The organism is Paraburkholderia haematera (assembly GCF_905220975.1).
Taxonomy (GTDB): Bacteria; Pseudomonadota; Gammaproteobacteria; order Burkholderiales; family Burkholderiaceae; genus Paraburkholderia; species Paraburkholderia haematera.
In genome coordinates this window covers 187,077-211,060 of record NZ_CAJNBK010000003.1, presented here as the reverse complement: position 1 = coordinate 211,060, position 23,984 = coordinate 187,077, and the positions used below count along the sequence as shown (strand labels likewise).

At 61.6% G+C, this 23,984-nt stretch carries 23 protein-coding genes and 1 pseudogene; 13 read left to right on the top strand and 11 right to left on the bottom strand.

Going from position 1 to position 23,984, the window contains the following annotated elements; genetic code table 11:
- Positions 1-11 precede the first annotated feature (11 nt).
- The 3 genes from KHO23_RS08250 to KHO23_RS08240 form a co-directional block, all read right to left on the bottom strand.
- The gene (locus KHO23_RS08250; RefSeq protein WP_211610518.1) at positions 12-776 is read right to left on the bottom strand and encodes a YkgJ family cysteine cluster protein; all 765 of its coding nucleotides are present in this window, start codon (positions 774-776) and stop codon (positions 12-14) included.
- Between the two features lie 98 nt (positions 777-874).
- Positions 875-1,777, bottom strand: a complete 903-nt coding sequence (locus KHO23_RS08245) for a patatin-like phospholipase family protein (RefSeq protein ID WP_211610517.1) — start codon at positions 1,775-1,777, stop codon at positions 875-877.
- Positions 1,778-1,902: 125 nt separating this feature from the next.
- The gene (locus KHO23_RS08240; RefSeq protein WP_211610516.1) at positions 1,903-2,853 is read right to left on the bottom strand and encodes a LysR family transcriptional regulator; all 951 of its coding nucleotides are present in this window, start codon (positions 2,851-2,853) and stop codon (positions 1,903-1,905) included.
- A 136-nt stretch (positions 2,854-2,989) separates the two neighbouring features.
- Between KHO23_RS08240 and KHO23_RS08235 the strand changes: the two genes are divergently transcribed.
- The 4 genes from KHO23_RS08235 (at position 2,990) to KHO23_RS08220 (ending at position 7,044) form a co-directional block, all read left to right on the top strand.
- Positions 2,990-3,325, top strand: a complete 336-nt coding sequence (locus KHO23_RS08235) for an ArsR/SmtB family transcription factor (protein WP_211610515.1) — start codon at positions 2,990-2,992, stop codon at positions 3,323-3,325.
- Positions 3,326-3,403: 78 nt separating this feature from the next.
- The gene (locus KHO23_RS08230) at positions 3,404-4,051 is read left to right on the top strand and encodes a glutathione S-transferase family protein (RefSeq protein ID WP_211610514.1); all 648 of its coding nucleotides are present in this window, start codon (positions 3,404-3,406) and stop codon (positions 4,049-4,051) included.
- 10 nt (positions 4,052-4,061) lie between these two features.
- Positions 4,062-4,298 (top strand): hypothetical protein, encoded by a 237-nt coding sequence (locus KHO23_RS08225; RefSeq protein WP_211610513.1) that lies wholly within the window; start codon positions 4,062-4,064, stop codon positions 4,296-4,298.
- Positions 4,299-4,869: 571 nt separating this feature from the next.
- Entirely contained in the window at positions 4,870-7,044 is a 2,175-nt protein-coding gene (locus KHO23_RS08220) for a M1 family metallopeptidase (RefSeq protein ID WP_211610512.1), read from the top strand.
- A gap of 167 nt (positions 7,045-7,211) precedes the next feature.
- Here the strand turns inward: KHO23_RS08220 and KHO23_RS08215 are convergent, their stop codons facing one another.
- Together KHO23_RS08215 and KHO23_RS08210 are read right to left on the bottom strand one after the other, a co-directional pair.
- A complete protein-coding gene (locus KHO23_RS08215) occupies positions 7,212-7,946 on the bottom strand; it encodes a hypothetical protein (RefSeq protein WP_211610791.1) in 735 nt (244 codons plus the stop codon).
- 120 nt (positions 7,947-8,066) lie between these two features.
- Entirely contained in the window at positions 8,067-8,258 is a 192-nt protein-coding gene (locus tag KHO23_RS08210) for a hypothetical protein (protein WP_211610511.1), read from the bottom strand.
- Positions 8,259-8,490: 232 nt separating this feature from the next.
- On the opposite strand from KHO23_RS08210, the gene KHO23_RS08205 reads away from it, so the two are divergent.
- From KHO23_RS08205 to KHO23_RS08190, 4 genes are all read left to right on the top strand, one after another.
- Positions 8,491-9,447, top strand: coding sequence for a metallophosphoesterase family protein (locus KHO23_RS08205; protein WP_211610510.1), 957 nt, complete (start codon positions 8,491-8,493; stop codon positions 9,445-9,447).
- 32 nt (positions 9,448-9,479) lie between these two features.
- Positions 9,480-9,824 (top strand): cupredoxin domain-containing protein, encoded by a 345-nt coding sequence (locus KHO23_RS08200; protein ID WP_211610509.1) that lies wholly within the window; start codon positions 9,480-9,482, stop codon positions 9,822-9,824.
- 386 nt (positions 9,825-10,210) lie between these two features.
- Positions 10,211-10,954 carry a hypothetical protein gene (locus tag KHO23_RS08195; protein ID WP_211610508.1) on the top strand — a complete coding sequence of 248 codons (744 nt, stop codon included), beginning with the start codon at positions 10,211-10,213 and terminating at the stop codon, positions 10,952-10,954.
- Entirely contained in the window at positions 10,914-12,059 is a 1,146-nt protein-coding gene (locus tag KHO23_RS08190) for a GGDEF domain-containing protein (protein WP_211610507.1), read from the top strand. The genes KHO23_RS08195 and KHO23_RS08190 overlap by 41 nt, the downstream gene beginning before the upstream one ends.
- A 23-nt stretch (positions 12,060-12,082) precedes the next feature.
- On the opposite strand, the gene KHO23_RS35545 is transcribed toward KHO23_RS08190, so the two are convergent.
- Complete coding sequence (locus KHO23_RS35545) at positions 12,083-12,385, bottom strand: DUF1289 domain-containing protein (protein WP_211610506.1); 303 nt, start codon at positions 12,383-12,385, stop codon at positions 12,083-12,085.
- 231 nt (positions 12,386-12,616) lie between these two features.
- On the opposite strand from KHO23_RS35545, the gene KHO23_RS08180 reads away from it, so the two are divergent.
- On the top strand, positions 12,617-13,456 hold the full coding sequence (locus KHO23_RS08180) for a phytochelatin synthase family protein (RefSeq protein ID WP_211610505.1): 840 nt from the start codon (positions 12,617-12,619) through the stop codon (positions 13,454-13,456).
- 69 nt (positions 13,457-13,525) lie between these two features.
- Here KHO23_RS08180 and KHO23_RS08175 read toward each other — a convergent pair whose 3' ends face one another.
- The 3 genes from KHO23_RS08175 to KHO23_RS08165 all read right to left on the bottom strand — a co-directional run bounded on the left by KHO23_RS08175 (position 13,526) and on the right by KHO23_RS08165 (position 16,030).
- Positions 13,526-14,173: a glutathione S-transferase family protein gene (locus tag KHO23_RS08175; RefSeq protein ID WP_211610504.1), complete on the bottom strand. Its 648-nt coding sequence runs from the start codon at positions 14,171-14,173 to the stop codon at positions 13,526-13,528.
- A gap of 172 nt (positions 14,174-14,345) precedes the next feature.
- Entirely contained in the window at positions 14,346-15,818 is a 1,473-nt protein-coding gene (locus KHO23_RS08170; RefSeq protein ID WP_211610503.1) for a sodium:solute symporter family protein, read from the bottom strand.
- A complete protein-coding gene (locus tag KHO23_RS08165; RefSeq protein WP_120294974.1) occupies positions 15,815-16,030 on the bottom strand; it encodes a DUF3311 domain-containing protein in 216 nt (71 codons plus the stop codon). The genes KHO23_RS08170 and KHO23_RS08165 overlap by 4 nt, the downstream gene beginning before the upstream one ends.
- Positions 16,031-16,377: 347 nt before the next feature.
- Here KHO23_RS08165 and KHO23_RS08160 point away from each other — a divergent pair, with 347 nt between their 5' ends.
- Positions 16,378-17,055 (top strand): MarC family protein, encoded by a 678-nt coding sequence (locus tag KHO23_RS08160; protein WP_120294975.1) that lies wholly within the window; start codon positions 16,378-16,380, stop codon positions 17,053-17,055.
- Between the two features lie 135 nt (positions 17,056-17,190).
- Positions 17,191-18,024, top strand: a complete 834-nt coding sequence (locus tag KHO23_RS08155; protein ID WP_211610502.1) for a class II glutamine amidotransferase — start codon at positions 17,191-17,193, stop codon at positions 18,022-18,024.
- Positions 18,025-18,056: 32 nt separating this feature from the next.
- Here the strand turns inward: KHO23_RS08155 and KHO23_RS08150 are convergent, their stop codons facing one another.
- Together KHO23_RS08150 and KHO23_RS08145 are read right to left on the bottom strand one after the other, a co-directional pair.
- Positions 18,057-19,808, bottom strand: coding sequence for a cobaltochelatase CobT-related protein (locus KHO23_RS08150; RefSeq protein ID WP_211610501.1), 1,752 nt, complete (start codon positions 19,806-19,808; stop codon positions 18,057-18,059).
- 37 nt (positions 19,809-19,845) lie between these two features.
- Positions 19,846-21,072: an AAA family ATPase gene (locus KHO23_RS08145; protein WP_211610500.1), complete on the bottom strand. Its 1,227-nt coding sequence runs from the start codon at positions 21,070-21,072 to the stop codon at positions 19,846-19,848.
- A 92-nt stretch (positions 21,073-21,164) separates the two neighbouring features.
- Between KHO23_RS08145 and KHO23_RS08140 the strand changes: the two are divergent.
- Positions 21,165-21,569 (top strand): annotated as a pseudogene (locus tag KHO23_RS08140) (porin); the annotation flags it as partial.
- Between the two features lie 318 nt (positions 21,570-21,887).
- Positions 21,888-23,966, top strand: a complete 2,079-nt coding sequence (tkt, locus tag KHO23_RS08135) for a transketolase (RefSeq protein ID WP_211610499.1) — start codon at positions 21,888-21,890, stop codon at positions 23,964-23,966.
- The last annotated feature ends 18 nt before the right edge of the window (positions 23,967-23,984 follow it).

The following is a 23,984-nucleotide window of genomic DNA, read 5'->3' as shown; positions in this document are numbered from 1 at the left end:
TGGATTCGCGTCTATGAGGGCGCGAAAAAACCGTGATACCGGAAATTGCCGGCAGCGGTGGGCTCAGCGAGGTGACCAGTGGCGCCTACCGATAGGAGCGTTTCAACGGTTTCGGCACGGTTCGACACGAAGGTCCACTGTGCGGCTTCCTGCGATTGAGCGGTCGCGTGAATCCGGCGCAGAGCGCTCAACAGTGCTTCGCTATCTGGCGAATACATGACAAAGCCTTCGTTCGCGAGCGCAGCGGTAGTCAGTCCCAGCTCGAGGCATACCTGCATGCGCAGCGGCGCCTCGAGCTGATTCGCGCGACGCGACTGCTCGATCTGTTCGACAGTCGTCGCGTCGACGAAGATACCCTGCCTTTGCAGCGGTTTGTTCTGCCACGCCTCGGAAGGACAGGCCTTGTTTTCCGGCACCAGCTCGACGAACGGATTGATCTCAGCGGGATAAATCCGGCAGACCAGCGGTCTTTGTTCATAGATACCGCAACGCATGTCGGCGCGCAGATTGGGACATGCCCCGTTGAATGCCGCGGCGAGAACGATCGAAATGCGCACCGGCAGGCTTCCGCTCATTGCCGGTGAGGACCGCGCCCGTTTGTACCCGGCTTGCGCATTGCCGGGCTCGGGCTCGACGGGCCACGGTATGGCCTCGCAGATCACTTCCATTTTCCCGCCACGCGCAAGCCAGGCGACGGCTTCGGCAATCGTCAGCGCGAGGCGCAAGTCGTGGCAGCATTTGCCGCATTCAGTACATTCGAAATTGATGTCATTCACCCTGGATTCCTCGCTGGCAGAGTCTACGCTGGCTTTAGTCGAGGCAGATCCGAAATTCTTACAAGGATCCGCAAAAAAAATTGAGGAGGTGGCGGGCGTTACTGTGTCGCATGCGAATGCTCGCGTAATTCGCCGGGAATGAAGGCGCGTTCAAGACCGCCGTCATCGAGCCAGGCGCGTGTTGTCCCGGCGGCAAGGTCGATCAGGCGATCGCACTGCGTGTAGTCGTAAGGTGAAATGTCGAGCGGACAAACCGGGGGCACCACGAAAATCTCGGTGTGGCGGCCGTAGTGCTCCAGATCGCGAACCAGCTGGCGTGCAATGACGAGCGTGAGGGCGTGTGTGGCCTGAGCGATTGCGCTGGTGGGCGGCGCTTCGAGCGCGCAGGCGAAACCCGCGGGCAGAACGATAATTCGGGTCGCGCCAAGCGCGACTGCTACGGAGATCGGGGTGTTATTGGCAACACCGCCATCGACGAGATCCCTGCCGTCGATTCGTACGGGCGGAAACACCCCGGGAATCGCCGCGCTTGCCAACACGGCGTCGACCACCGGGCCGGACGATATCACGATTTCGTTACCCGAAAGCACGTCGGTGGCGACAATATGCAAGGGCAACACCGCTTGTTCCACGCGCGCAAATGAAAGGTTCTTTTCGAGCAGCCTACGCAGTGCGGCCGGTTCTACGAGATGCGGCCGGCGCCGTAGCACGATGTCGAGCAGCGCAAACATTGAGAACGGCATGATGTCCTGCCGGCGGATCCGGCACCACAACGCCTCGAGCATGGCCACACCGTCACGATTCGGCATTCCCGCGAAATAGGCGGCATTGATCGCCCCCGCGGAGGCGCCGACTACGAAATCCGGATGGGTGCCCCGATTGAGCAGTTCCCGCAACATGCCGACTTCGATGGCCCCCAGACTGCCTCCGCCGGAAAACACGAAGGCGGTTAGCGGAGCGCGCGGCGGCAGATCCGACAGGGTGGATTCGATTGATGACATGTTGGCCTCCGCTTCTGCTGGTATCCGGATTGTTCTCGCGGTTTTCGGCGTTCGCGCTGCTTCTGCCCTAAGTGTGGCACGTCCGCAGGAAACCCGTGCGGATGACGCCGGCTCAGCGCAGGTCTCTAGCGCGCGTAGGCCGCGCGAGATGCACCGCCCTCGGGCAATTCCTCGCCGTTAAGGTCCGGATTATTCTGTGCAAGTTCGTGAACCCACTCGCTGAATATCCGCACGCACGTGCTCAGCCGACGATGCGGATACAGCAAGGAGAGTGGCAAACACGGGCGTGGATAGGTGCAAAGGATTTCGCGCAACGTGCCGGCCTGGATCGCCTTCGCGACCATGAAGCGCGGAACCTGAATGATCCCCAATCCTTCGATCGCGGACATGACATACACCAGTCCCTCGTTGACGGCGAGTATCCCGTTCACTGGCTTTCTGATCCACGCGCCGTCCACTTCAAGCTCGAGGGGATAGAGACGCCCCGTGCGCGCGGAAAAATAATTCACGGCCCGGTGGCGGTCGAGGTCGTCGGGTGTGGTGGGCTCGCCCATCTGGTCGAGATACGCCGGCGAGGCGCAGACGGTCGTGCGGACACCGCCGATCGGGCGCGCGACGAGATTTGAATCGTCGAGAACGCCGATCCGGATCACGCAATCCACGCCTTCCTGCACGAGATCGACATTGCGGTCGGCGAGTCCGAGCTTCACGGTGATGTCAGGAAAGCGCGCATTGAAATCGCGCATGGCGGGCAGCAGCACGTTGGCGGCAAACGTAGCGGAGGTGTCCACGCGAATCGTGCCGCGCGGGTTTAGCCGCTTGTTCGACAACGCGGACTCGGCGTCGGAGACCTCGGCCAGAATGCGTGCGCAGTATTCGTAGTAGAGCGCGCCGTCGTCGGTGACCTGCACGCTTCGCGTGGTGCGGTTCAGCAGGCGCACCCCCAGATGGCTCTCCAGATTCTGCACGAGCGTCGACACCGATGCGCGCGGTATTTCCAGCGAATCTGCCGCCTTCGAGAAGCTCGACGCGTCGACGACACGCTTGAATACCGCCATTCCTTGAAGAAGGTCCATACCGGGTTGTCCTCTCGACTGTGGTCGAACCGCAGTCTAGAACGGACTGGCGATACGCCGCAAACAGGATTCTGCGTAGGGTGAGCCGCTCACAAAAAGTCTTGACAGCGCTCGCGCTCCGCCTATAGTTCACCATATGGCAAAGTATCCAGTCAGTCAACTCGATCGTACGTTTTCCGCCCTTGTGGATCCGACACGCCGGGCCATCCTCGCTCGTCTCGAGCGGGAGCCTGGCCTGTCGATCACGGAAATCGCGCGACCACTGCCGCTCAAGCTCCCCGCGGTCATGAAGCACCTCGACGTGCTGAGCGACGCGGGTCTGGTGTCGCGTACCAAGAACGGGCGGACCGTTTCGGTCGATCTGGTGGCCGGGCCGATGGAGGAGGCGATGGCATGGTTGAGGCGCTATGAGCGCTTCTGGTCCGCGAGCCTCGACCGGCTGACCGATTTTGTGGAGGGACACGAGGAATGACCCAGGGTCAGCCTGCGCCTGATCGAAGAAGGAAGCTGACACGCATCGGATCGCATTCAACTCATGACGAGGTCGACTATGAAGCTCTATTACGCCGAAACGCTGGCCCCACGAAAAACGTGCGCAGTTGCAAAATATTTAGGCTTACCGATTGAATATGCTTTCGTCGATCTGAAAAAGGGCGAACACAAGAAGCCGGACTATCTGGCGATCAATCCGAACGGCAAGGTGCCGTGTCTCGTGGATGGCGGGAAAAGCCTCTGGGAAGCCGACGCCATCATCTGCCATTTCGCGCAGCGGGCGGAATCCGACCTCTGGCCGCGTGATGGCCGGCAGATCGACGTCATGCGCTGGCTGAGCTGGAACAGCCATCATTTATATCCGCATGCCGGTTCGCTTTACTTCGAGTCCATCATCAAGCCGGTGTTGGGACTCGGCGAACCCGATCCGGCGAAAGTTGCCGAGGAGCAGGGTTCATTTCGCAAGCTTGCCGCCTTGCTCGATCAGCACCTCAAAGGCCGTAAATGGCTGCTCGGCGACGGCCTGACGATCGCGGATTTTTCCGTTGCCGTGTCGCTGCCTTATGCCAAAAGCGCGGCGATCCCGCTCGACGAATTTCCGGAGGTACGGCGCTGGCACGATCAACTGAATGCCTTCGAGGCATGGCGCAATCCGTTTCCGGTGCGGCCCGTGACGCCCTCCGCAAACGCTGCACGCAACGCCTGAGGGTACGGCCATGTGTTGTGCGATCGTTGCGCTTTCCATGGCGTTGCTCGCCAGTTGGCGCAGTGTGTCGAGCACGCTGACCGGCCGGGCCGGGTGGCTGCGCCGGATCGCAATCGTGTTGATTGCGATTGGCGCCGCAACCGGCTCCGCGTTGGCGGCCGATCAATTCGCCAATGTGAGAAGCGGCGAGTCGTCGTTCTATACGCGGCTCAGCGCAATGCCGATTTGCGGACATTTCATCCGCTAACGGTTTGATTTATTTCGTGAACTCAACGGCTAGTTCATTTTAGAAACGCATGACGGCCGTCCCATCGCTTATCACACTCCGCACCGCAATAAAATAAAGTTTCCCGTAGAAATGGGTGCGCGTTCGACTGTTAGAGCCTCTTAGAGTATTAACTCGGGCGATTACGCTATCCATTCGATCTGCATACACGGTGCACGCGTTAAAGAAAGATTGTGAAAGGAAGTTGACACGGGAACGTTTGCCAAACTAGGCTACGCACTGTCGCTAAAAACTGATCTTGTTCCTGTCCACCTGCCCGGAGACGCAGGTAAGCCGCTGCTTTGTCCGTCAGTTAAGCGATCGCATCAAAACGCAGGAAAGCGGCTGACACCGTCTTTTCTGAAAGCTTTGTAATGATTTGGTGGGTCAATTTAAAAATCAGCCACAAGTGCTGAGGTAGTAACACGTCCATATATTCTCGCTAGCAATCCGGCGCTAGTGCGGGAGACCTTTTCGCTGAAAAAACAGAGAAACACAGCTTAAGCACTCAACGCACTTTCTTTATGCCGATTTTGTCAGTCGAGGATTAATAATGCGTATAAATTTCCGATTGCAGATACAGTGCCTGGCGTTAGCCGGAATAATGGTTCTGGCAGGTTGCGGCGGTTCAGATGGCTCGCCTACGCCGACGGGCAAATCCGCCCAGACACCCGCCGCCGCTTCCGAAGTGGCGCTCGCGCCGCCTACCGCGCCGATCGTTGCGGACACATCGATCAACAAGAGCGTGCCGCCGGTCGAATTGCCGGACACGGTCACGCCGATCAACTACAAGCTGTGGTTCCGGCCGAACCCGGCGCTGTCTTCCTTTGACGGCCGCGCGGACGTCCAGATCAAGGTGCTGAAGGCCGTCAACGCAATCACGATTGCCGGGCACCGTATCAAGTTCACAAACGGCACGATCACGCTGCAACCCGGCAACATCCAGTTGATCGCCACGCCGCAGGATGACGGCGATTTCTACCAGCTTCGGCCCGTGAGCGGGCAGATCGCCGCCGGCAACTACTCGCTGCACATGGAGTGGAGCGGCATCATCAACTTCAAGACTTATGACGATCCTGTCGCCAAAACCGGCGGCAGTTGTGGCAACGATCCCTATCCGGGGTGTTCCGCTGCGGAAGGCGTGTTCCGCGTCGATCTGAAGTCGACCGACGGCACGACAAGCGGCGCGATTCTCACGCAAGGGGAATCGAACCTCGCGCGACAATGGTTTCCCGGCTGGGACGAACCGGCTTTCCGGCCTACGTATGAGGTAAGCGCGGAAGTCCCGCAGAACTGGAACGTGGTGTCGAACGCGGCCGAGAAGCCGGCGGTGAACGTGGATAGCGGCTACAAGCTGGTGTCGTTCGAAAAGACGCCACCGATGCCTTCGTATCTGCTCTTCTTCGGCGGTGGTCAATTCGACATTCTCGAAGACGACTTCGCGAGCCCGCTGCCCGACCACAAGGGTCTGCATCTGCGTATCTTCACGCCACCCGGCATGCGTGACTGGGCGAAACCGGCGATGCAGCAGACCAAGCAGGCGCTCGATTACTACTATCGCTACACCGGTATTCCGTTGCCGCTCACCAAGTTCGACACGATCGCCGCGAACGACGCGTTCAAGGAGCAAAAGGATCTGAACTTCGGCGGGATGGAGAACTGGGGTGCGATTCTCGAATTCGCCGACGACATTCTGCCGGCGCCAGGCACCACCATGTCCGACTATGGCGTGACGGTCTTGACGCATGAAGCCGCGCACCAATGGTTCGGCGATCTGGTCACGCTCGACTGGTGGGACGATGTGTGGCTGAACGAATCGTTCGCGACATTCTTCGAGAACAAAACCAAGGTGCGCTTCTTCCCGGACCGCTTCAGCTTGGTCGACGACGTGAAGAACAAGTACGCGGTGATCAACGCCGATCTGAAGTCCACCTCGTTCCCGGTACAGCCGAACTTCAATGGCTGGGCCTCGAACGACTTCGTGCTGAGCGCCAGCGCCTTTACGTATGACAAGGGCGGCCATGTGCTGAAGATGCTGGAAAACTATCTCGGCGAAGACGTGTTGCGCAAAGGGCTGCAGTCGTATCTGGCCGACTATGCGCTCGGTAACGGCACGCCGAAGCGGTTGTGGGACGAACTGGCGAAGGCAAGCGGCGAGCCGATGGTCGCGATCGGCGACAGTTTCGTGCGGCAAACCGGCGTGCCTTTGCTTTCGCTCGACACCCAGTGCGATCTGACGACCAATCAGACCGTGGTGACGTTGAAGCAGCAGCCGTTCCCGAACCAGAACCCGTATCCTGGCACGCAGTGGACTATTCCGTTGACGCTCGCTTACGGCGACGGACTGACCTCGCGCAAGACGATTGCGATGAAAGATACGCAAACGCAGGTACGCCTGAACGGCTGTTCCGCCGTGCTTGCGGACCCGAGCGGTCTCGACTACTACGTGACGAACTACAGCAACAACGCGTGGAGTCAGTTGCTGGCGCAGGGTAACGCGCTGAAGGATCCGGTTTTGCTGACCAGTCTGCAACTCGAGGCCAAGCTGCTGGTGAAGAACGGTCTGGCCGATCCGTCGCGTGAAAGCAGCATTGGTTCGCTTGGCGCAACGGCCACGCCGCTCGCACGTCAGTTGTTGATGACAGCGCCGACGACGCAATCGCTGCGTCCGACGATCCGCTATCAAGGCAAGTTCAAACTGAAGCCGCAAGCGCAGTCGACGCAATGAGCGGTGTCAGCGGTATCGAGTCGTAGCGAACCGCAGTAGCAGGCCGTGGCCCGCATTCTCAGCGATGCGGGCCACGGCACGTTTGCATGCATTCGCGCGACACAACGCAACCGTTGATCAACCGGCCACGTCCCAACTGGAACGAAGAGATCGCCGCCGCCGTCGGGTCACGCCGAACTCGGCCGACGCTCCAGCCAGTTCCGCAACAAGCCCGCCAGAAGCGCGCTAACGATCACGACGAGGTAAAGCGTGACGAGATTGTGACGCCACGTATCGAGCGCAAGCTGGTGCGTCAGCAATCTGGAATCCGGCGCGGGGAGGACAGCATGCATGGCGACAACCGCTCGCTTCATCCGCAGAAAACCCACCGCGGATAGCAAGGGCAAAAGGACGAGCAGAGCAAGCAGTGCGGGCTTCGCGCGTTGCGCTGCCGCATGGTGACGCAATCGAAACCACACGCCGAGACAGCCATGGATCCAGCCCGGCGCGAGCAGCGCAAGCTGCAGACCCTGCGTGCCGCTCGTAATCAGCGATATGACGATCCGCTCGTAGTTCGGCTCGAAGCCATACAGCGACGCCGCGAGGCGCGTCGCCACGGCATGGCGGATGAGCAGCAAGGGCAGGCTGAGTCCCGCCCACAACCGGATCCATTCGGCGGCCGGGAGCGCCCAGTGGCGGCGCCCGTAAATCGTGCGTACAGCCAGCGTGAAATGCAGAAGAGCCGCCCCGTACAGCAGGATCGTGCCGGGCACGCTATGCCAGATCCACAGCGCGAACGTCAGTCCGCGTCCGGCCAGGTCGAGCGACCAGATGCCGAGCGCGTGATTGACCAGGTGCAAAAATAGATAAATGAGCAGCACCACGCCCGATCCGAGTTGCAGACGGCGCAGAACAGGCCGCAAGTCCGGTCGCACATTACCCTCCTTTCAATTCGTATACGCCGAAAAGTAGCCTCGGAGACCGCGGTCGAGCGGCATCGTGCGTGCCGCCGCGCCGGCCTGGTTTCACAACCGTCGTGCTCCTCACGCTCGGCGAGCGGGTGTGGCGGCGCGCTTCTGACGTCCGTGCTTTTGCACCGTCCCCTGGCGCACCGCTTCGGCAAATCGCTGTAGCGCGGATAGCGAGCCGCACACGCTCTGGTATTCCTCGCGGCCAATCCGGCCGTCGAGGATAACCGCCATGCCCGAGGCACGGGCCATGTCGATGATGTCCATGTTGGCTACTCCTTTCAGGTTCGCTCATCTGCAAGACTGCCGCCGCGGCACGGCTATTCCCGTTTGTTCCTGCACGAGACAGGTCAGTCCAGGCTGCCGGATTCACCGGTCGGCACAAATTTTCTCTTCCGGGAATAAAACCGGCAGTGCGTCAGTCTTGCTGGTGAACCGAGTCGTGTGGCCCGCCGGATGATCCCGCGGATTGCCTGCGAATCCTTATCGTGAGGTCAACATGTCGTCACATCATTCATCCGATCCCGCATTTAGCCCATCACGCCGCGGCGCGCTGAAGTGTCTCGCTTTCGGTGGCGTCGGCACGGTCTTCGTTCTTGCAGGCGGCATTCTCACGCCCGTGGAGCTGGCCCTCGCGGCCGACGCGAAATCATCCTCGGCGTCCATGGGTGTGCCGCTTTTCCTGCAGATCAGCGATTCGCATATCGGCTTCAATAAAGAAGCCAACCCGGACGTGGCGGGCACGCTCAAGCAGACGATCGACTACGTCAATGCTATGCCGGTCAAGCCTGCGCTGACCATCCACACGGGCGACATCACGCATCTTTCCAAGCCGGCGGAGTTCGATCTCGCGCAGCAGTTGATGTCGGGTCTGAATATCACGGAACTCCACACCGTGCCGGGCGAACACGACGTGACGGACGGCCCTGGAACCGAATACTTCAGCCGCTTCGGCAAGGCTTCGGACAACAAAGGCTATTACAGCTTCGACCACAACGGCGTGCACTTCGTCGCGCTCGTCAACGTCATGCATTTCAAGCCGAACGGATTGGGTGGTCTCGGCGACGATCAACTGGCCTGGCTCGAAAACGACCTGAAGGGCCGCTCGTCGAGCACACCGATTGTCGTCTTTGCCCACATGCCGATGTGGACGATCTACGAGCCGTGGGGCTGGGGCACGGGCGATGCCGGCCAGGCCATGAGTTATCTGAAGCGCTTTGGCTCGGTGACGGTGCTGAACGGCCATATTCACCAGATCGTGTCGAAGGTCGAAGGCAATATCACGTTCCATACCGCCCGCTCGACAGCCTATCCGCAGCCGACCGCGGGCAATGGTCCCGGCCCCGGGCCACTCACGGTAGCGAGCGATCAGCTTCCAAAGATGCTCGGCGTGACCAGCATCAGGATCAAGCAGCACCCGCTCAAGGCGACGCTTGCCGACACGACACTCGTTTGATTTCGGGATTCTTTTTTCGCAGGAGATCAGCAATGCAAAATAATGCTATTTGCCGCGCGTTTTTCGTACTGCTCGGAAGTTCGGCGCTCATTGCGGCATCAGCCGGGCTTTCCGTTGCACGAGCGGAGACACCCAACGCGGTGGTCATCAAGAATTTCATGTTTTCGCCGATGGCGCTCACCGTTAAAGCCGGCTCGACGGTGACATGGAAAAATCTCGACGGCGAGCCGCACACAGTCGTGAACGACGCGGGCATGTTTCGCTCCGCGGCGCTCGATCAGAACGACACGTTCCAGTTCAAGTTCGACAAGCCGGGTGTGTACAAGATTTTTTGCGGCATTCATCCGAACATGAAGGAAACGATCACCGTGCAATAGGTGCCGGATCCGGAGTAGGGCGCCTTGCGCCCTACTGGCATGCACGGCGTTTCAATCAATGGCTGAGAGGCGCCTTCCATATTGGTGTGTTTTTTGCATAGCAAAGAACCGCGGTGCAGGATGGCATCGCCGTCGTCCCGACTGATCGCGGAAGTGGCTTGCCAGCGCGCGCGGCACGCCCGGCGAATATACGCCACGTTGAATCTTTTACCTGCTTGACCGATGCGCGGCGGACTCGCAAAGCGGGCGTTTAAAGCGCAGCATTGCGGTATTGCCGTTTCCCGGCGAGCGGGATAAATTCTTCCAGGGACTCCAGATCGACCCGCTGAATCGTATGCATAAAATCTGCCGACATGTCAGATGTAAGGATTCCGGAGAGTATTGCGATGTTCAACGATCCCGACTTGCCAAGGTCTGCTGAAGAGCGTCCAGATACCGAATTCGATGCTGGCGTTGAACCGTCGTTCGAGGCTGGCGCTGAGCCGTTGGCTACGGCGCCGCCCGTGCGATTTGGCCGTCTTGCGCTGTTCGTCGCGGCGGCAAGCGCGCTGGCTTTTGGCGTGGTGGGGACGGTCGCCTACGGCGTCTGGTTCAATCACGACCAGCAAGCGTATGCCGAGGCCATGGCGGGCGCGCGGCAGGCGCTTGGCACGGCTGCGTCAGCGTCGGTAGGACAGGCGGTGGCGAAATCGAGTGCACCGCCTGGGCCGGCCATTGCCGCGGCAGCGCAGCGATCGGCAGCGGCAACAGCAACGGCAACGGCGGCGACCGCGACACCATCGGATGGAGAAGAGGGCGGGAAAGACGCCTCCTGGACTGGCCCGGTTACGCGAGTCCCGGGGCTTGCGTCGCGCCAGACAAGCGTGGCCGACGCAACACCCGCAGTGGCCGCGTCGTCTGTGCCTGCCGCTCAACTCGCGGCGCCGCCATCCAATCCTGCGGTGCAGCAATTGGCGTCCGGCCGGCCCGGCAAAGACGCGCGTCTCGCGCAGCAGGATCGTCGGTCTTCTTCGACGGCAAATTCAAGGCACAAGGGCAGTCTGTTCGCCCGCATCGGTTCGTTCTTTCGTCGCGTGAGCTATCGTCAGCATGGCACCGGAAGCCAGCAAGACAACTATTCCCATCCCTGAGCGGATTCGTACCCCACGCACCGCTCGTGGGCGCGCTTTCGCAAGCCGCTTCAGACTGGGCCCGGCTGCGATCGCCGCCGCTGCGCTGGTTTGCCTGCTGATCGGCCTTCTGTATCTTGCGCTGCAGATCCGGACAATCCTTTCCGATCAGTTGAAGCAGGAATATGCGGGGCTCGTTCTCGACGCGGTCGAACGGGCGGATAGCGCACGGAGTCAGGTCGGCATCTGGCAGCAACTGCCCGACGCCACGCAAGCCCGCGCCGCCGGGTATCGGCTTGCGCGAAACGAACTCGCCCAACACCTCGCGACACTCGCGGCGCTCGTGAATGCGAGTCCCGCGGCGGCGCCGCGCCTGCCGTCATCTGCGCTCACGCCCGGCGCCGATCTACGCGAGACGGATGCGGTGCTCAGTACGGTGTCGGCCTGGTGGCGCGCGCAGCGCGACGCCGACAGCGCCGACGTGCATGAGCGGATTGCCCACGTTGCGCGCACACTGATCGCCTCGGCGGCGTTGCTGTTCTGCATGCTGATCACCGCGCTGGGGATGTATGCCAAACGGAATCGCCTGCTGGCAGGTCAGTCGCACAGATTCGAATGGGCGGCGCTGCACGACGCGATGACCGGTTTGCCGAATCGGCGCACGCTGTTTGCCACACTTGAAACGGCGGCGACGAACCCGTCCGCGCGCGCGGCGCATGGCAAAATTGCCGTGCTGTATATCGATCTGGACGGATTCAAGCAGGTCAATGACTCGCTCGGCCACCGCGTCGGCGATGAATTTCTGATTGCGGTGTCGAAACGTTTTCGGGAGTCGGTGCGTAAGGCCGATGTCGTCGCCCGGATCGGCGGCGACGAATTCGCCATTCTGGTCCGTGAATTTTCAACGAATGCGGAACTGGGCGAAATCGCGAGGCGGCTCATCGCCTGCGTGGTTCGAACGGACAAGGAAATCGGAGTCGGACGGGTTCGCGCCAGCATTGGCATTGCGAGTTTTCCTGAACCTGTCGACGATTACCGTCGCCTCGTGGCCGCGGCCGACGAGGCGATGTACCGGGTGAAACGCAGTGGGAAGAACAGCTACGCGTTCGCTGACGAGGCTAACTGATCCATGCGTCTGACAATGCGCCTTTACGGCGTCTGCGCTTTCTCGGTTTCGAGCTTCGCTTTGCGCAGCGATAGCTCATCGATCATCTGAACGCGCAGGTCGTCGGTCATGTTTTTCCATCCGCGAATTTCGTCGCGTGTGCGCAGACAGCCGATGCACAAGCCTGTATCTCCATCGATTTTGCAGATATCGACGCAAGGCGACGGAACCGTCGCAACCGGTGCTGGCGCATCGGTTGCGCTGGATTGATCCGGTTCTTTATCGAATGCGCCCGCAGAGACAAGGTCGCATGCTGCGCCACGCGCAGCGCTTGTTAAGTCACTCATTTTTGAATCCGGTCCCCATGAATTTGCTGTGAGCGACGTCGATAAGTTGTTCAATCGCGCTGTCCAGAATATGCCCGCGGGAGTATAGCAAGCGGGTGAATAACCGCGCACCTCGCGCTCAATCTCACGCGCCGGTTTATTTCGTGTTAAAAAATCAGGGCTTGCCGATATGGGCTGAAATGCGTCGGCACGGCTGAAATCGTTCGGACTTCATCCGCAACGGAAGGGTTAATGACCAGATATTCGTTGATGCGCGCCATGAAGCGCGCAAGCCGGCCCGAGTGGATCGTTGCCGTCCTCGCGGCGACACTGGCGGCCTGTGCGCCGCTGCCACCGGCTGCCAATCAGGCTGCGGATCAAACCCCGCATCAAGCCCCGTACCAAGCCGCTGCATCGGGCACGGCGCGCCCAGCCGACGGGCCGCTGCCCGTACCTCCGAACCTCCTTGCGTTGACGCAACCGGCAGGCCAGAAACGGTTGATGACCACTGCCGATAACCAGTCGTACTGGCCGCTCTCGGAGTACTTCGAAACGCAGCGAAACGAGGCTTACTGTTCGGTGGCGACCTCGGTGATGGTGCTCAATGCGCTCGGCATCCGTCGCCCCGAATCGACGCTGTACCCGGATTTTCCATACTTCTCGCAAGAAGATTTCTTTCGCAGCGTCAATCCGCAGGTGGCCACCGCCGCGGGGGTATCGAAGGAGGGGATGACGCTCGACCAGCTCAGCGCGGCCCTCAGCGTCTTTCCTGTCGAGGTGAGGGCATTCCATGCGGGCGATCTGACGCTCGATCAGTTTCGCGATCTGATTCGCGACACGACGGGCCAAAGCAACCGCTTTGCGTTATTGAACTTCAGGCGCATGGAAATCGGCGAAACGGGTGGCGGCCATTGGTCGCCGCTCGCCGCATACGACGCAGCAAGCGATAGTGCGCTGCTTCTCGATGTTGCGCGCTACAAGTATCCGGCGGTCTGGGTGCCGGTCACGCAACTGTACGCGGGTGCGCTCGCGGCCGATAGCGTGAGCGGACTGTCACGCGGCATTGTGATCGTCGGCACGCGAACGAACTAGCCAGCTAGCGCTTGCAACGACCTGTCGGTCCCGCCCATCGCAGCCGGCCGGCAATGCGCCAGGCGCGCATCAATCGTCCTCGTTGCGCCATTCGGTGAGTCGCTCGCGCGCATTCAATTCGACGAACGAGGGCAGCGCGCGCAGCCCGCGGATATAGCGCGCCAGATGCGGCCAGCCGAGCGCCGGCCGCGGCATATTGCGTGTCCAGCGCATCAGCATGACCGCAAGGAAGTCGGCGGTGCTGAGCCTGCCGCCAACCAGATAGTCGCGTCCGTCGGCGAGATCGGCGTCGAGCCGGTCGCAGGCTTCTTCAATGCGCCGCCGCGCAAGCGCCTGGACCGCTTCGGCGCCGGCAGGATCGCCGTCGACGTCCGCGTAAAACCAGTCGCGCATGGCGGGCAGCAGCGTGTTGGCCAGATAGACCATCAGCTCCAGCCACGCCGCGCGATCGGCGGTTCCCGGCGCAGGCGCGAGGGCGGTTTCAGGATGCCGCTCGGCCAGCAGCATGAGCAACGCGGCCGACTCGTGACGCGGTGCACCGTCGACCACCAGCGTGGGAACGCGGCCCGAGGGATTGAGCCGCAGATAGTCAGGGTTCCGCTGATTGCCGGCGTCAATGTCGACGAGTCGGGCGTTGAACGGGATGCCCGTTTCTAGCAGCATCCAGTGAACGGCCATGCTTGCCGCGCCCGGCGAGTAGTAAAGAAGGTAATCCATTGATTCGCTCCGCATGCTTGCTCGATTCGATCGGCTTCAATTCCGGGCGTAGTCTAACGCGATCCATGAAAGCCACGTGTCCGAGAGACGCATGAAAAAAGGGCTGGCGCTCAAGGCGACCAGCCCCTTCAACCTCTGCTTTCAACCGCTATTCAGTCAGAGTCGAAAAACCTTAATGCACCGATGCGTGAGTCTGCTCGACCGGCCGAGGTTGCGTCACGGCGCTCACCACAGCAAAAACAATCACGTTCACCGCCAACGCGAGGAAGCCGATATTGACGTCCTTTAGTGCGTCAGGCAAAAACGGCATCAACTGTGCAACAGTCAGATGCAGGGTGGTCGTCAGGGTCACCACCCCAACGCCCGCAAGAATCCCGCAGAACGCGCCGTACTTTGTCGCCCGGTTATGCGGCAGCAAACTGCAGATCACCGCCGGAAAAAGCTGGGTCACGAAGCTGTAGCCCATTAGCAGCAATGCCACGATCGTCTCGCCGCCGTGCAGCGTGAAACCCACCGCCACGAGTGCCACCACCGGCACGAGGAAGCGCGCGAGCTTGGCCACCGTCGCATCCGACGCTTTGCGGTTCACCATGCCGCGATACACGTCGTTGGCGAGCAGCGTGGACGCCGACGTCAGGATCATCGATCCCGGCACCAGTGCGGTCAGAATCCCCGCCGCGCCGATCACGCCGACGAACCACGGGTCGAAAGTCTGCAACGACAGGCGGAACAGCGACAGGTCGATGTCGCCACCCTTCAGGCCGGGTACCTTCAGCGTCGCTGCAAAGCCCACAAAGAACACGAACAGCAAAATGAGTTGATACAGCGGCAGCACCGCCGCGTTACGCCGGAAAATACGCTCGTCCTTCGCCGTGAAAATCGAACCGAACGTGTGCGGCCACATGAAGAAGCCCAGCGCGGTCAGCAGCACGGTGGACTGGAACCAGGTCACGCTCGATCCTTTGGCCGGGAAGGTCAGAAAGCCCGGGCGCGCGGCGTCGATGGCGTGGAACATGTTGCTCAAGCCGCCGTAGTAGTGCAACGGCAGGTAGATGCCGAGAAACAGCACAATCGCCAGAATCAGCATGTCCTTCACCACCGAATTCCACGCCGCGCCGCGCACGCCGGAGACGATCACGTATGACGTCACCACCGCGGCGCCGATCCAGATGGCGGCAGTCGAAGAAATCACGCCATACGAGGCGGTTGCCACGATGATGCCAAGGCCCTTGAGTTGCAGGACGAGGTACGGGATCAGCGCGGCCACGCCGACCAGCGCGACGAGCGTGCCGAGCGCCGGGCTGTCGTACTTGCGCGCGAAGAAGTGCGGCTGCGAGACGAGGCGGTGATTTTTCGCGTAACGCCAGATGGGTGGAAGCATCCAGTACGAGAGGATGTACGCGAGCGTGCCGTAGGCAAGAATGTAGTAGACCGGTGCGCCCTTGCCGTAAGCAAAGCCGCTGCCGCCGAGGAAGGTGAAGGTCGTGTAGATCTCGCCCGCCATCAGCAGGAACACGAACGCGGTGCCGAAACTGCGGCCGCCCACGGTCCATTGTTCGAGACTCATGTCGTGGCCGCGCCGTGCGCGCATGCCCAGGTACAGCGCAAACAGCGTAATGGCCGCAATGATGACGAGTGCGCTCATGATCGGACCTCCTCGCCGTCCACAGCGATCTCACGGTTGCTCGGGTCCAGACGATAGACGATCGCCATGATGGCCGCACTCAGCACCACCCACATGACGATCCAGGCCAGCACGAACGGCATGCCGAGCACCAGTGGCTCGACACGATTCACAAACGGGACGCCGAGCAGAATGCCGACGAACGGCAGCGCAGCGAGTACACGAAGCAACATGGGGGCAACTCCTCGAACCGGTAAGTACGTCTCGTTGAAAGTGCAGCTTCGCTGAGGACTTTATGCCTGATGCTTTGACTACGTAAAGTAAGTCAAAAAAGTGTAGGCTTTCCGAAAGTTGCGTGCGCATCTTTCTGCGCTCGTCTGCTGCAGTGCAACGCCGCGCGCTGCTTGCATCGCCCCCTTTTTTATCAATTTGCGTGCCGCGCCGCGATATCATCTGACCCACGCAACGCGAGCATCAATCTGGACAGCCCGATGGCGTCCGGCACTTCAACTTAGCGCGGCGACGCGGTGGGCAGTCAGTCAATCAGCCCGACCGAGCCGCTGCCCGAAACGGATCGCATATGGTCGAAAGTCTGATCTCGGACGTTCTTTTTGGCTTCACCGGGCTGATCAGCATCATCAACCCAATCGGCATGGCGTTCGTCTTTCTCGACCGTACAGCATCGCTCACCACGGAAGACCGTACCGCGCTTGCCAAGAAAATCGCCTTCAACGTCATGTGCGTGATGCTCGTCGCGTTCTTTGTCGGCACGCCGATTCTCCATTTTTTCGGCATCTCCATGGAGGCGCTGCGTATCGGCGGGGGGCTCGCGGTTGCTGTGGGCGGCTGGCAGATGCTCAATGCGCCCGACACGCAACCGGCCGAGCAGCCGGCGGTCAAGCGGGTGGATTCGGATAACGCCATGTCGAAGGCATTTTTCCCCCTCACCATTCCCCTCACCACCGGGCCGGGGTCGATCGCCACCGCGATCGCGCTGACCGCGAACCGTACGCACAAGCTCTCAGCGTTCGTGCTGTCGAGCATCGCGTCGGTGGTGATCTCGATCCTGGTGGCCTTCACGGTCTACCTGATCTACAGCCGGGCCGTGGTTTTTGCCAAGTATCTCGGCGTGGACGGCACGAAGGTCGCCATGCGTGTCTCGTCGTTTCTGCTGCTGTGCATCGGCGTGCAGATTATCCTGACCGGTTTCTCGGAGTTCCTGATACCGATCGCGCAGATGCAACCCGTGGTCAAATAGCGGACGGCGGCGCGCGAGCCTGGTCGAGGCTGGGCGGGATCCGTCAGACAGTTCGTCGCATTTCTTTGCGGTTCGTCGCGTCTGGTCGCGCCTGATCGCGCCTGATCGTATTACGTTGCGATAGGAGAGAAACCCATGTGCCGCTGGCTCGCTTATACCGGCAACCCGCTTCACCTCGAAACGGTGCTGTTCAACGCCAAACACTCCCTGATCGACCAGAGCCTGCATTCGCGGCTCGGCCAGACCACCACGAACGGCGACGGATTCGGCATCGGCTGGTATGGTCATCCGACCGACATCCCATTTCGCTACCGCTGCATCCAGCCCGCCTGGAGCGACCGTAATCTGCGCGAGGCCGCGCGGGCGATCCGCGCGCCGCTGTTCGTTGCGCACATCCGTGCGGCCACCGGCACGCCGTCGCAGGAAACCAACTGTCACCCGTTCCGCTATGGCCGGTGGCTCTTCATGCATAACGGGCTGGTGCGCGACTATCCGATGGTCCGCCGTGATCTGATGCTGGCGATCGATCCCGAGTTGTTTTCGTCGGTTGAAGGCTCGACGGATTCCGAGGTGCTGTTTTTTCTCGCGCTGACCTTCGGTCTCGAACTCACGCCGGTTACCGCCCTTGAGCGGATGGTGGGTTTCGTCGAAGACGTCGGGCGCAAACACGGTGTCGCCGAGCCGCTGAACATGACCGTCTGCGCCACCGACGGCGAGCAGATCGTCACGGTTCGCTATTCGAGCGAAAGGCGGTCGCGCTCGCTCTTTCACAGCACCTCGTTCCGGCATCTGCACGATCTGTATCCGGACGATCCGCGCATCGCGGCGGTGGGTGAAGACGCGTTCCTGGTGTTGTCGGAGCCGCTCTCGGATTTGCCGGGCTGGTGGGAGGAAATTCCGGAGTGCACGGCCGTGGTCGCACGGGGCGGCGAGATCGAACAGTATCCGTTCGAACCCAAACTGGTGTAGCGCGTATCGCGGCGCTTGGTACGCTTGATGCGCTAGCGCGTCAGCAGCATCGAACTCAACACCGAAAACACCGTCGAGGGCAATTCCGCCAGGCGGCTCACCACCACGTTGTGCGGATAGAAATCCTCGACCGCATCGGTCAGCACGCCGATCCCCAGCAGTTCGATGCCGCGTTTCTGGATCGCCGCGACGCGTTCGCGCAGGTCGTGGCGCAGCACCTGCGGGTCGCCGTCGCCGGTCGACGGATAGCCGTCTGAGAACACGATCAGGATGCGCCGCCCGGCCTGATGATCCGCGAGCCGCGTCGCGGCCCAGGCCAGCGCCTCGCCATCTGGATTCTCGTTGCCGCAATCGATCTTTTCAATGCCGCTCAGATCCGTCGCACCGAAGCGCTTGTAGACCTTCAGATCGAGCCGCTCAACGAAGCGGTTATAGCGCCGCAAATCCGCGCCGGCCGCCAGTTGCCGTTCATAGAGTTGCTTCATCGGCGCGGACTCGAGCGAACAGTAGCCGAGCACTTCGCAATCGAACGACAACTGCGTCAGCGCATCGCACAGCGCGGTCGCGCACAGGCGCGCAAGCTCGATCTTGCGCCCGGCCATCGAACCGCTGCGATCGATCAGCAAGGTCACGGCAACGTCGCGCCCTTTGGCCGCCCGCTGGGTGCGAAACGGCGTACGGTAACCGGGCGACGTGGCGAGCTTCGCCAACGCGGTGCGATCGATTTCGCCGCGCTCCTGCTCACGGCGCCAGCGGGTGCGTTCGTCGGCGCTTAGCGCCCGTTCGAGTTTCTCCTTGAGCGGCGCGGTATCCGCGCGGGCTTGCGCGCGAAGCTCGCGCCATGTCGCGCTGTCGCCCTGAGCGGTGAGGTCGGTGATTTCGTCGAATTCGGTGGCGAGCGGAATCGATAGTCGCGCGCGAGCGGCGTCTGACGCCGCGCCGGCAACGCCATCGGAACGTGCCGATGGCTGCCCCGCGTCGGCCAGCGATTGGCCCATGCCCACCGCATTCTCCGCTTGCGCGCCGCCGCTTTTGTCGGAGGGCGGTGAGGCGGCGGTGTCCTGGTCGGGCAGGGCCGTGTCGTCATCATTGAACGGCGTGGACAAAGATGCGGCGGTTTCCGTGTCGATGTCTTCAACCGGATCCGCGGTGAAGACCATGCTGTTGACGTCACCCGCCGACAAAGCCCGCACGCGCGCCACCAGGGCCTGCGCCGCCGCAATGCTATGGGCGGTTGAACGGCTTTGCCGTGCCTCGTCCAGCAGATCCTGCGCGGCGTGCAGCGCGGCCAGCAGTGAGTGGCTCGCTTCGGTGAGGGTAGGCTGTTCGTCCCACAGCGCGCGCTCCACCAGCCAGACCAGCCGGTCGCGCCAATGCAGCTTTGGCCAGCGTTGCCGCGCCTGATCGGCGGCATGCGTACGCAATTTGCCGATGAACCAGCGCGCGCCCGGATACTCATCGAGCAGTTGCGCAGAGACGCGGCGGTCTTCGATCACCTGCGCCAGATTCGCCGCAACGCCGGCCGGCAGCGCCTCTATCTGCGCGAGCGACGAATGCTTGGCGCGCGCCACGAGCAGATCCAGATAGCCGATCAGCACGTCGCGCTCGACGCCGCCGTTCAACTCATAGTCGGGAATCACGATGCGGCCGGGTTCGACACGCGGACCATCCGGACTGAAGGCGACCGTCACGCCGTATTGCCCGGTCAGCACGCGCGCCACTTTGCTGAGCGTCGATTCGAACGCGAAGCCTCGGGTGTCGCGCGTGGGGTGCATGGCGCTCATGATGATCGTTGTGCCCGCTCGTTGTGCTCGCCTGACCTCAGGCGGCCGGCGCAATGTGATGGCGAACGATGCCGCGAAGCAACGCCGCGTCTTCGGGACTGACCTTCGCGTAAATCGCGGGACCGGCGGCGCGTTCAGGGTCGCCGGTGCGCAGCATCAGTTCGGCCCAGTCAAGCAGGCGCCGCGTGGAGAATGCGCTCGACAGGTCTTCTCGCGCGAACGCCGCGCGGCAGTCGGCGGCAATCGCGGCGAGCGTGGTGGCAAGCGTGCGTGTCATATGCGGAGCGAGGGTACGCATCAGCACGTCGGCTTCTTCCGCCGGTGTCAGATAGTCCAGCAGGTAGACACGCCAGCGATCGAGAAACGCCTCGTTCATCAGATTCGCGCCCTGATACAGATGGCGGAACTGGCTCATCGCACCCACCGCGTTCGCCGTGGCGAACAGCCGGAACGCGGGATGCGGCGCGACGATCTCATTGCCTTTTTCTTTCAGCACGAGACGGCCGTGCGGTTCGAGCACGGCGGTGAGGGCAGCGAGAATCGACGGTTCGGCGAAATCAATTTCGTCGACGATCAGCCAGAGCCCTTCGCGCATCGCCGTGGGCAGCACGCCGTCCACCCAGATCGTTTCGCCGCCCTTGACTGTCCAGAAGCCGACAAAATCGCCGACCGTGGTTTGCCCGTTCATGTTCGAGCGCAACACGCCGTGATGCGAGCGCGCGGCGACCTGTTCGATCAGGCTGGTTTTGCCCGCGCCAGTGTGACCGATCAGCATCACGCGGCGGTTCTCCACGATATCTTCAACAATGTCGTTAAAGCGCTCGGAGAAGAGATACGCTGGATTGACGCGCGGCACGAGCGGCGTGTCCACGCCGCAAGGCACGTCGACATGGCCGATGCGCACGGTTTTGTCCGTGCTCTCTACCTGCGCATGGCTTTTCGCCGCCAAGGCCAGCGCCGCAACGCGCTGCAATTCCGGCATGAAGGCCACGCTTTGCGCCGTGCCTGTTTCATCCGAAATATCGGGCGTATCGATTGCAAAGCCCTCGCGGCGCCACTTCTTCAGCTTCGCGCGCAAGTTTTCCGCGTCGACCACCAGATCGATATCGACCGATCCGGCACCCGTGCCGTCGTCGACCCCATGCTCGAGCCGATAGTTTTCCGGCCGGTCCGCCACGCTGACGCGCCACCATTCCGCGCCGGTTTCGGTTGCGCGTTGGTAAAGGCCAAGGTTTTCGTCTTCGGTCAATTCAGGCGCATTCATGGCGAGTGGCAATTAATGAAGGATCAAATGACGATTAATGCGTTTCGATTTGGCTGTGGCCAAATGACCGTCTATCTTATCGTGAGTGTGCGAATGTGCATTTCGACGCGGTGAAGATCCAGGGCGCCTATACGCATTACGCGGCGCCCGATTCGCCGGTGGGCGTAGCCGACAGTGCCGATCACTACTGGCTCGGCGCCACGTACGACATCCAGTCGCGCTGGGCCGTGACGGCGGGTGGCTACTACATCAAGGTCGGCGACGGCGGCGGCGATGCCGCGCACGATCCGTCCGGCCACGCCATGTTGTACGAGCTCGGCACCACTTATAACCTGTCGAAGCGCACCTTCCTGTATGGCACGGTGGCCTACGTGCGCAACGGCAGCAATTCGAATTTTTCGCTCGAAGCGTCGCCGCGCGATGCCGTCAATAACACGAGTCCGCTCGCGGGCGAATCGCAAACCGGCGCGTATGTCGGGATGTTGCATCAGTTTTGACGCAGCTTGAGCGGCGCGTCCCATGGCTGCTATCCGCCGCTGCGGCACAACTTCAAAGGATGCGCTTACAACACGCCGAATCACCATCAAAACCGCAAGCCGCCTGAAAGGGCGCGCTCCGATCATCGGTACAACATGGCGACGGATGTAAAGCGCCGTGCAGTTTTGCGCGCATCGGCGCATCATCGATGGGCCTTGCGGTGCCTATGCGCTCCTCATGCGTTATTTCGACGTTCTTCCACGCGAACACGGTTCGCCGGCCAAGCCGATACCGGGCGTCCCGGCGAAATTCCCAACCGCCGAACAAGGAGTGTCCCCATGCAAAACGATCCCGCCCTCGATCAGTTGTGCATCAATACGATTCGCACCCTATCGATGGACGCTGTGCAAAAGGCCAATTCCGGTCACCCCGGCACGCCGATGGCACTGGCGCCGGTTGCCTATCATCTGTGGCAAAACCACCTTCGCTATGACCCGGACGAGCCGCTGTGGCCGAACCGCGACCGCTTCGTGCTCTCGGTGGGGCATGCGTCGATGCTGCTGTACTCGCTGCTGCATCTGGCGAACGTGAAGGCCGTGGACCACGACGGCAAACCGACCGGCTCACCCGCCGTCTCGCTCGACGACATCGAACATTTTCGCCAGATCGGCAGCAATACGCCTGGCCACCCCGAGTACCGCCTGACCTCCGGCGTGGAAACGACCACCGGGCCGCTCGGCCAGGGCCTGGGCAATAGCGTCGGCATGGCGATGGCGGCACGCTGGTACGAAAGCCGCTTCAACAAGCCGGACGCGCCGCTGTTCGATTACCGCGTCTACGCGCTTTGCGGCGACGGCGACATGATGGAAGGTATCTCCCACGAAGCGGCGTCGCTCGCCGGGCATCTGAAGTTGTCGAACCTGATCTGGATCTACGACAGTAACCGCGTGACGATTGAAGGCCACACGGATCTTGCCTATAGCGACGACGTGGAAAGCCGCTTTCGCGGTTACAACTGGCACACCCTGCGCGTGAACGACGCGAACGACGCCGCGGCGCTGGAAGCCGCGTTTGTCGAAGCGAAAAGCATCACGGACAGGCCGACGCTGATCGTGGTCCACAGCATTATCGGTTGGGGGGCGCCGCACAAACAGGACACCTCTGCCGCGCATGGTGAAGCGCTCGGCGTCGAGGAAGTCGCGCTTGCCAAGAAGTTCTACGGCTGGCCCGAGGACAAGTTCTTCTATGTCCCGGACGGCGTGCACGAACGCTTCGCTCAGGGCATCGGCGCGCGCGGCAAGGCGGCGCGTGAGCAATGGCAGGCGAAGCACGACGCGTACGGTAAGCAATATCCGGAACTGTCGCGCGAATTCGCGCTGATGGAAGCGCACGAGTTGCCGGCGGGCTGGGACAGCGACATTCCCACATTCGATGCCGACCCGAAGGGCCTCGCCTCGCGCGACTCGTCGGGCAAGGTGCTCAACGCCATTGCCGCGCGCGTGCCCTGGATGATCGGCGGTGCGGCCGATCTTGCGCCGTCCACCAAGACCAATCTGAAATTTGAAGGCGCGGGCAGCTTCGAGCACGACAACTATGGCGGGTGCAATCTGCACTTCGGGATTCGCGAGCACGGAATGGGTGCGGCGGTGAATGGCCTCGCGTTGTCGAATTTGCGGCCGTTCGGCTCGACCTTCCTGATTTTCAGCGACTACATGAAGCCGCCGATCCGTCTGTCGGCCATCATGGAAGTGCCGTCCATTTTCGTGTTTACGCATGATTCGATCGGCGTCGGCGAAGATGGCCCGACGCATCAACCGATTGAGCAACTGGCGTCGTTGCGCGCCGTGCCGGGGCTGACCGTGCTGCGCCCGGGCGACGCGAACGAAGTCGCCGAGGTCTGGCGTGTGGCGATGTCGGATCCGAAGAGGCCGTCATGCATTGTCGTGTCGCGTCAGGCATTGCCGACCTTGGACCGCACGCGCTATGCGTCGGCCAAGGGCGTGCAGAAGGGCGCTTATGTGCTCGCCGATGCGCCTGATGGGCACAAGCCCGAGGTGATCCTGCTTGCCACGGGCAGCGAATTGTCGCTCTGCGTCGATGCCTACGAGAAGCTCAGGAGCGAAGGGATTGCGGCGCGGGTCGTGTCGATGCCGTCGTGGGATATCTTCGAGCGCCAGGACGAAGCGTATCGGGACGCCGTGCTGCCACCCGATGTGGATGCGCGCGTCGCGGTCGAACAGGCGGCAACGCTCGGTTGGGATCGCTATGTCGGGCGGCTCGGTGCGCAAGTGGTGATGCATACGTTCGGTGCGTCCGCGCCGTTCGCCGAGTTGAAGAAGAAGTTTGGCTTCACGTCCGAGCACGTGTATGACGCGGCGAAGCAGCAGATTGCGCGGGTGAAGGGGGCGGGCGGCTAGGCGCGGGGCGCGTGTTTG

What these genes read in the sequence shown, in the direction of transcription:
- KHO23_RS08245 (WP_211610517.1), bottom strand. Translation starts at nt 1,777, where the DNA reads ATGTCATCAATCGAATCCACCCTGTCGGATCTGCCGCCGCGCGCTCCG.
- KHO23_RS08155 (WP_211610502.1), top strand. Translation starts at nt 17,191, where the DNA reads ATGTGCCGCTGGCTCGCTTATACCGGCAACCCGCTTCACCTCGAAACG.
- KHO23_RS08160 (WP_120294975.1), top strand. Translation starts at nt 16,378, where the DNA reads ATGGTCGAAAGTCTGATCTCGGACGTTCTTTTTGGCTTCACCGGGCTG.
- KHO23_RS08190 (WP_211610507.1), top strand. Translation starts at nt 10,914, where the DNA reads ATGGCACCGGAAGCCAGCAAGACAACTATTCCCATCCCTGAGCGGATT.
- KHO23_RS08150 (WP_211610501.1), bottom strand. Translation starts at nt 19,808, where the DNA reads ATGAGCGCCATGCACCCCACGCGCGACACCCGAGGCTTCGCGTTCGAA.
- KHO23_RS35545 (WP_211610506.1), bottom strand. Translation starts at nt 12,385, where the DNA reads ATGAGTGACTTAACAAGCGCTGCGCGTGGCGCAGCATGCGACCTTGTC.
- KHO23_RS08210 (WP_211610511.1), bottom strand. Translation starts at nt 8,258, where the DNA reads ATGGACATCATCGACATGGCCCGTGCCTCGGGCATGGCGGTTATCCTC.
- KHO23_RS08175 (WP_211610504.1), bottom strand. Translation starts at nt 14,173, where the DNA reads ATGGATTACCTTCTTTACTACTCGCCGGGCGCGGCAAGCATGGCCGTT.
- KHO23_RS08165 (WP_120294974.1), bottom strand. Translation starts at nt 16,030, where the DNA reads ATGTTGCTTCGTGTACTCGCTGCGCTGCCGTTCGTCGGCATTCTGCTC.
- KHO23_RS08225 (WP_211610513.1), top strand. Translation starts at nt 4,062, where the DNA reads ATGTGTTGTGCGATCGTTGCGCTTTCCATGGCGTTGCTCGCCAGTTGG.
- KHO23_RS08145 (WP_211610500.1), bottom strand. Translation starts at nt 21,072, where the DNA reads ATGAATGCGCCTGAATTGACCGAAGACGAAAACCTTGGCCTTTACCAA.
- KHO23_RS08170 (WP_211610503.1), bottom strand. Translation starts at nt 15,818, where the DNA reads ATGAGCGCACTCGTCATCATTGCGGCCATTACGCTGTTTGCGCTGTAC.
- tkt (WP_211610499.1), top strand. Translation starts at nt 21,888, where the DNA reads ATGCAAAACGATCCCGCCCTCGATCAGTTGTGCATCAATACGATTCGC.
- KHO23_RS08235 (WP_211610515.1), top strand. Translation starts at nt 2,990, where the DNA reads ATGGCAAAGTATCCAGTCAGTCAACTCGATCGTACGTTTTCCGCCCTT.
- KHO23_RS08220 (WP_211610512.1), top strand. Translation starts at nt 4,870, where the DNA reads ATGCGTATAAATTTCCGATTGCAGATACAGTGCCTGGCGTTAGCCGGA.
- KHO23_RS08230 (WP_211610514.1), top strand. Translation starts at nt 3,404, where the DNA reads ATGAAGCTCTATTACGCCGAAACGCTGGCCCCACGAAAAACGTGCGCA.
- KHO23_RS08180 (WP_211610505.1), top strand. Translation starts at nt 12,617, where the DNA reads ATGACCAGATATTCGTTGATGCGCGCCATGAAGCGCGCAAGCCGGCCC.
- KHO23_RS08240 (WP_211610516.1), bottom strand. Translation starts at nt 2,853, where the DNA reads ATGGACCTTCTTCAAGGAATGGCGGTATTCAAGCGTGTCGTCGACGCG.
- KHO23_RS08205 (WP_211610510.1), top strand. Translation starts at nt 8,491, where the DNA reads ATGTCGTCACATCATTCATCCGATCCCGCATTTAGCCCATCACGCCGC.
- KHO23_RS08195 (WP_211610508.1), top strand. Translation starts at nt 10,211, where the DNA reads ATGTTCAACGATCCCGACTTGCCAAGGTCTGCTGAAGAGCGTCCAGAT.
- KHO23_RS08200 (WP_211610509.1), top strand. Translation starts at nt 9,480, where the DNA reads ATGCAAAATAATGCTATTTGCCGCGCGTTTTTCGTACTGCTCGGAAGT.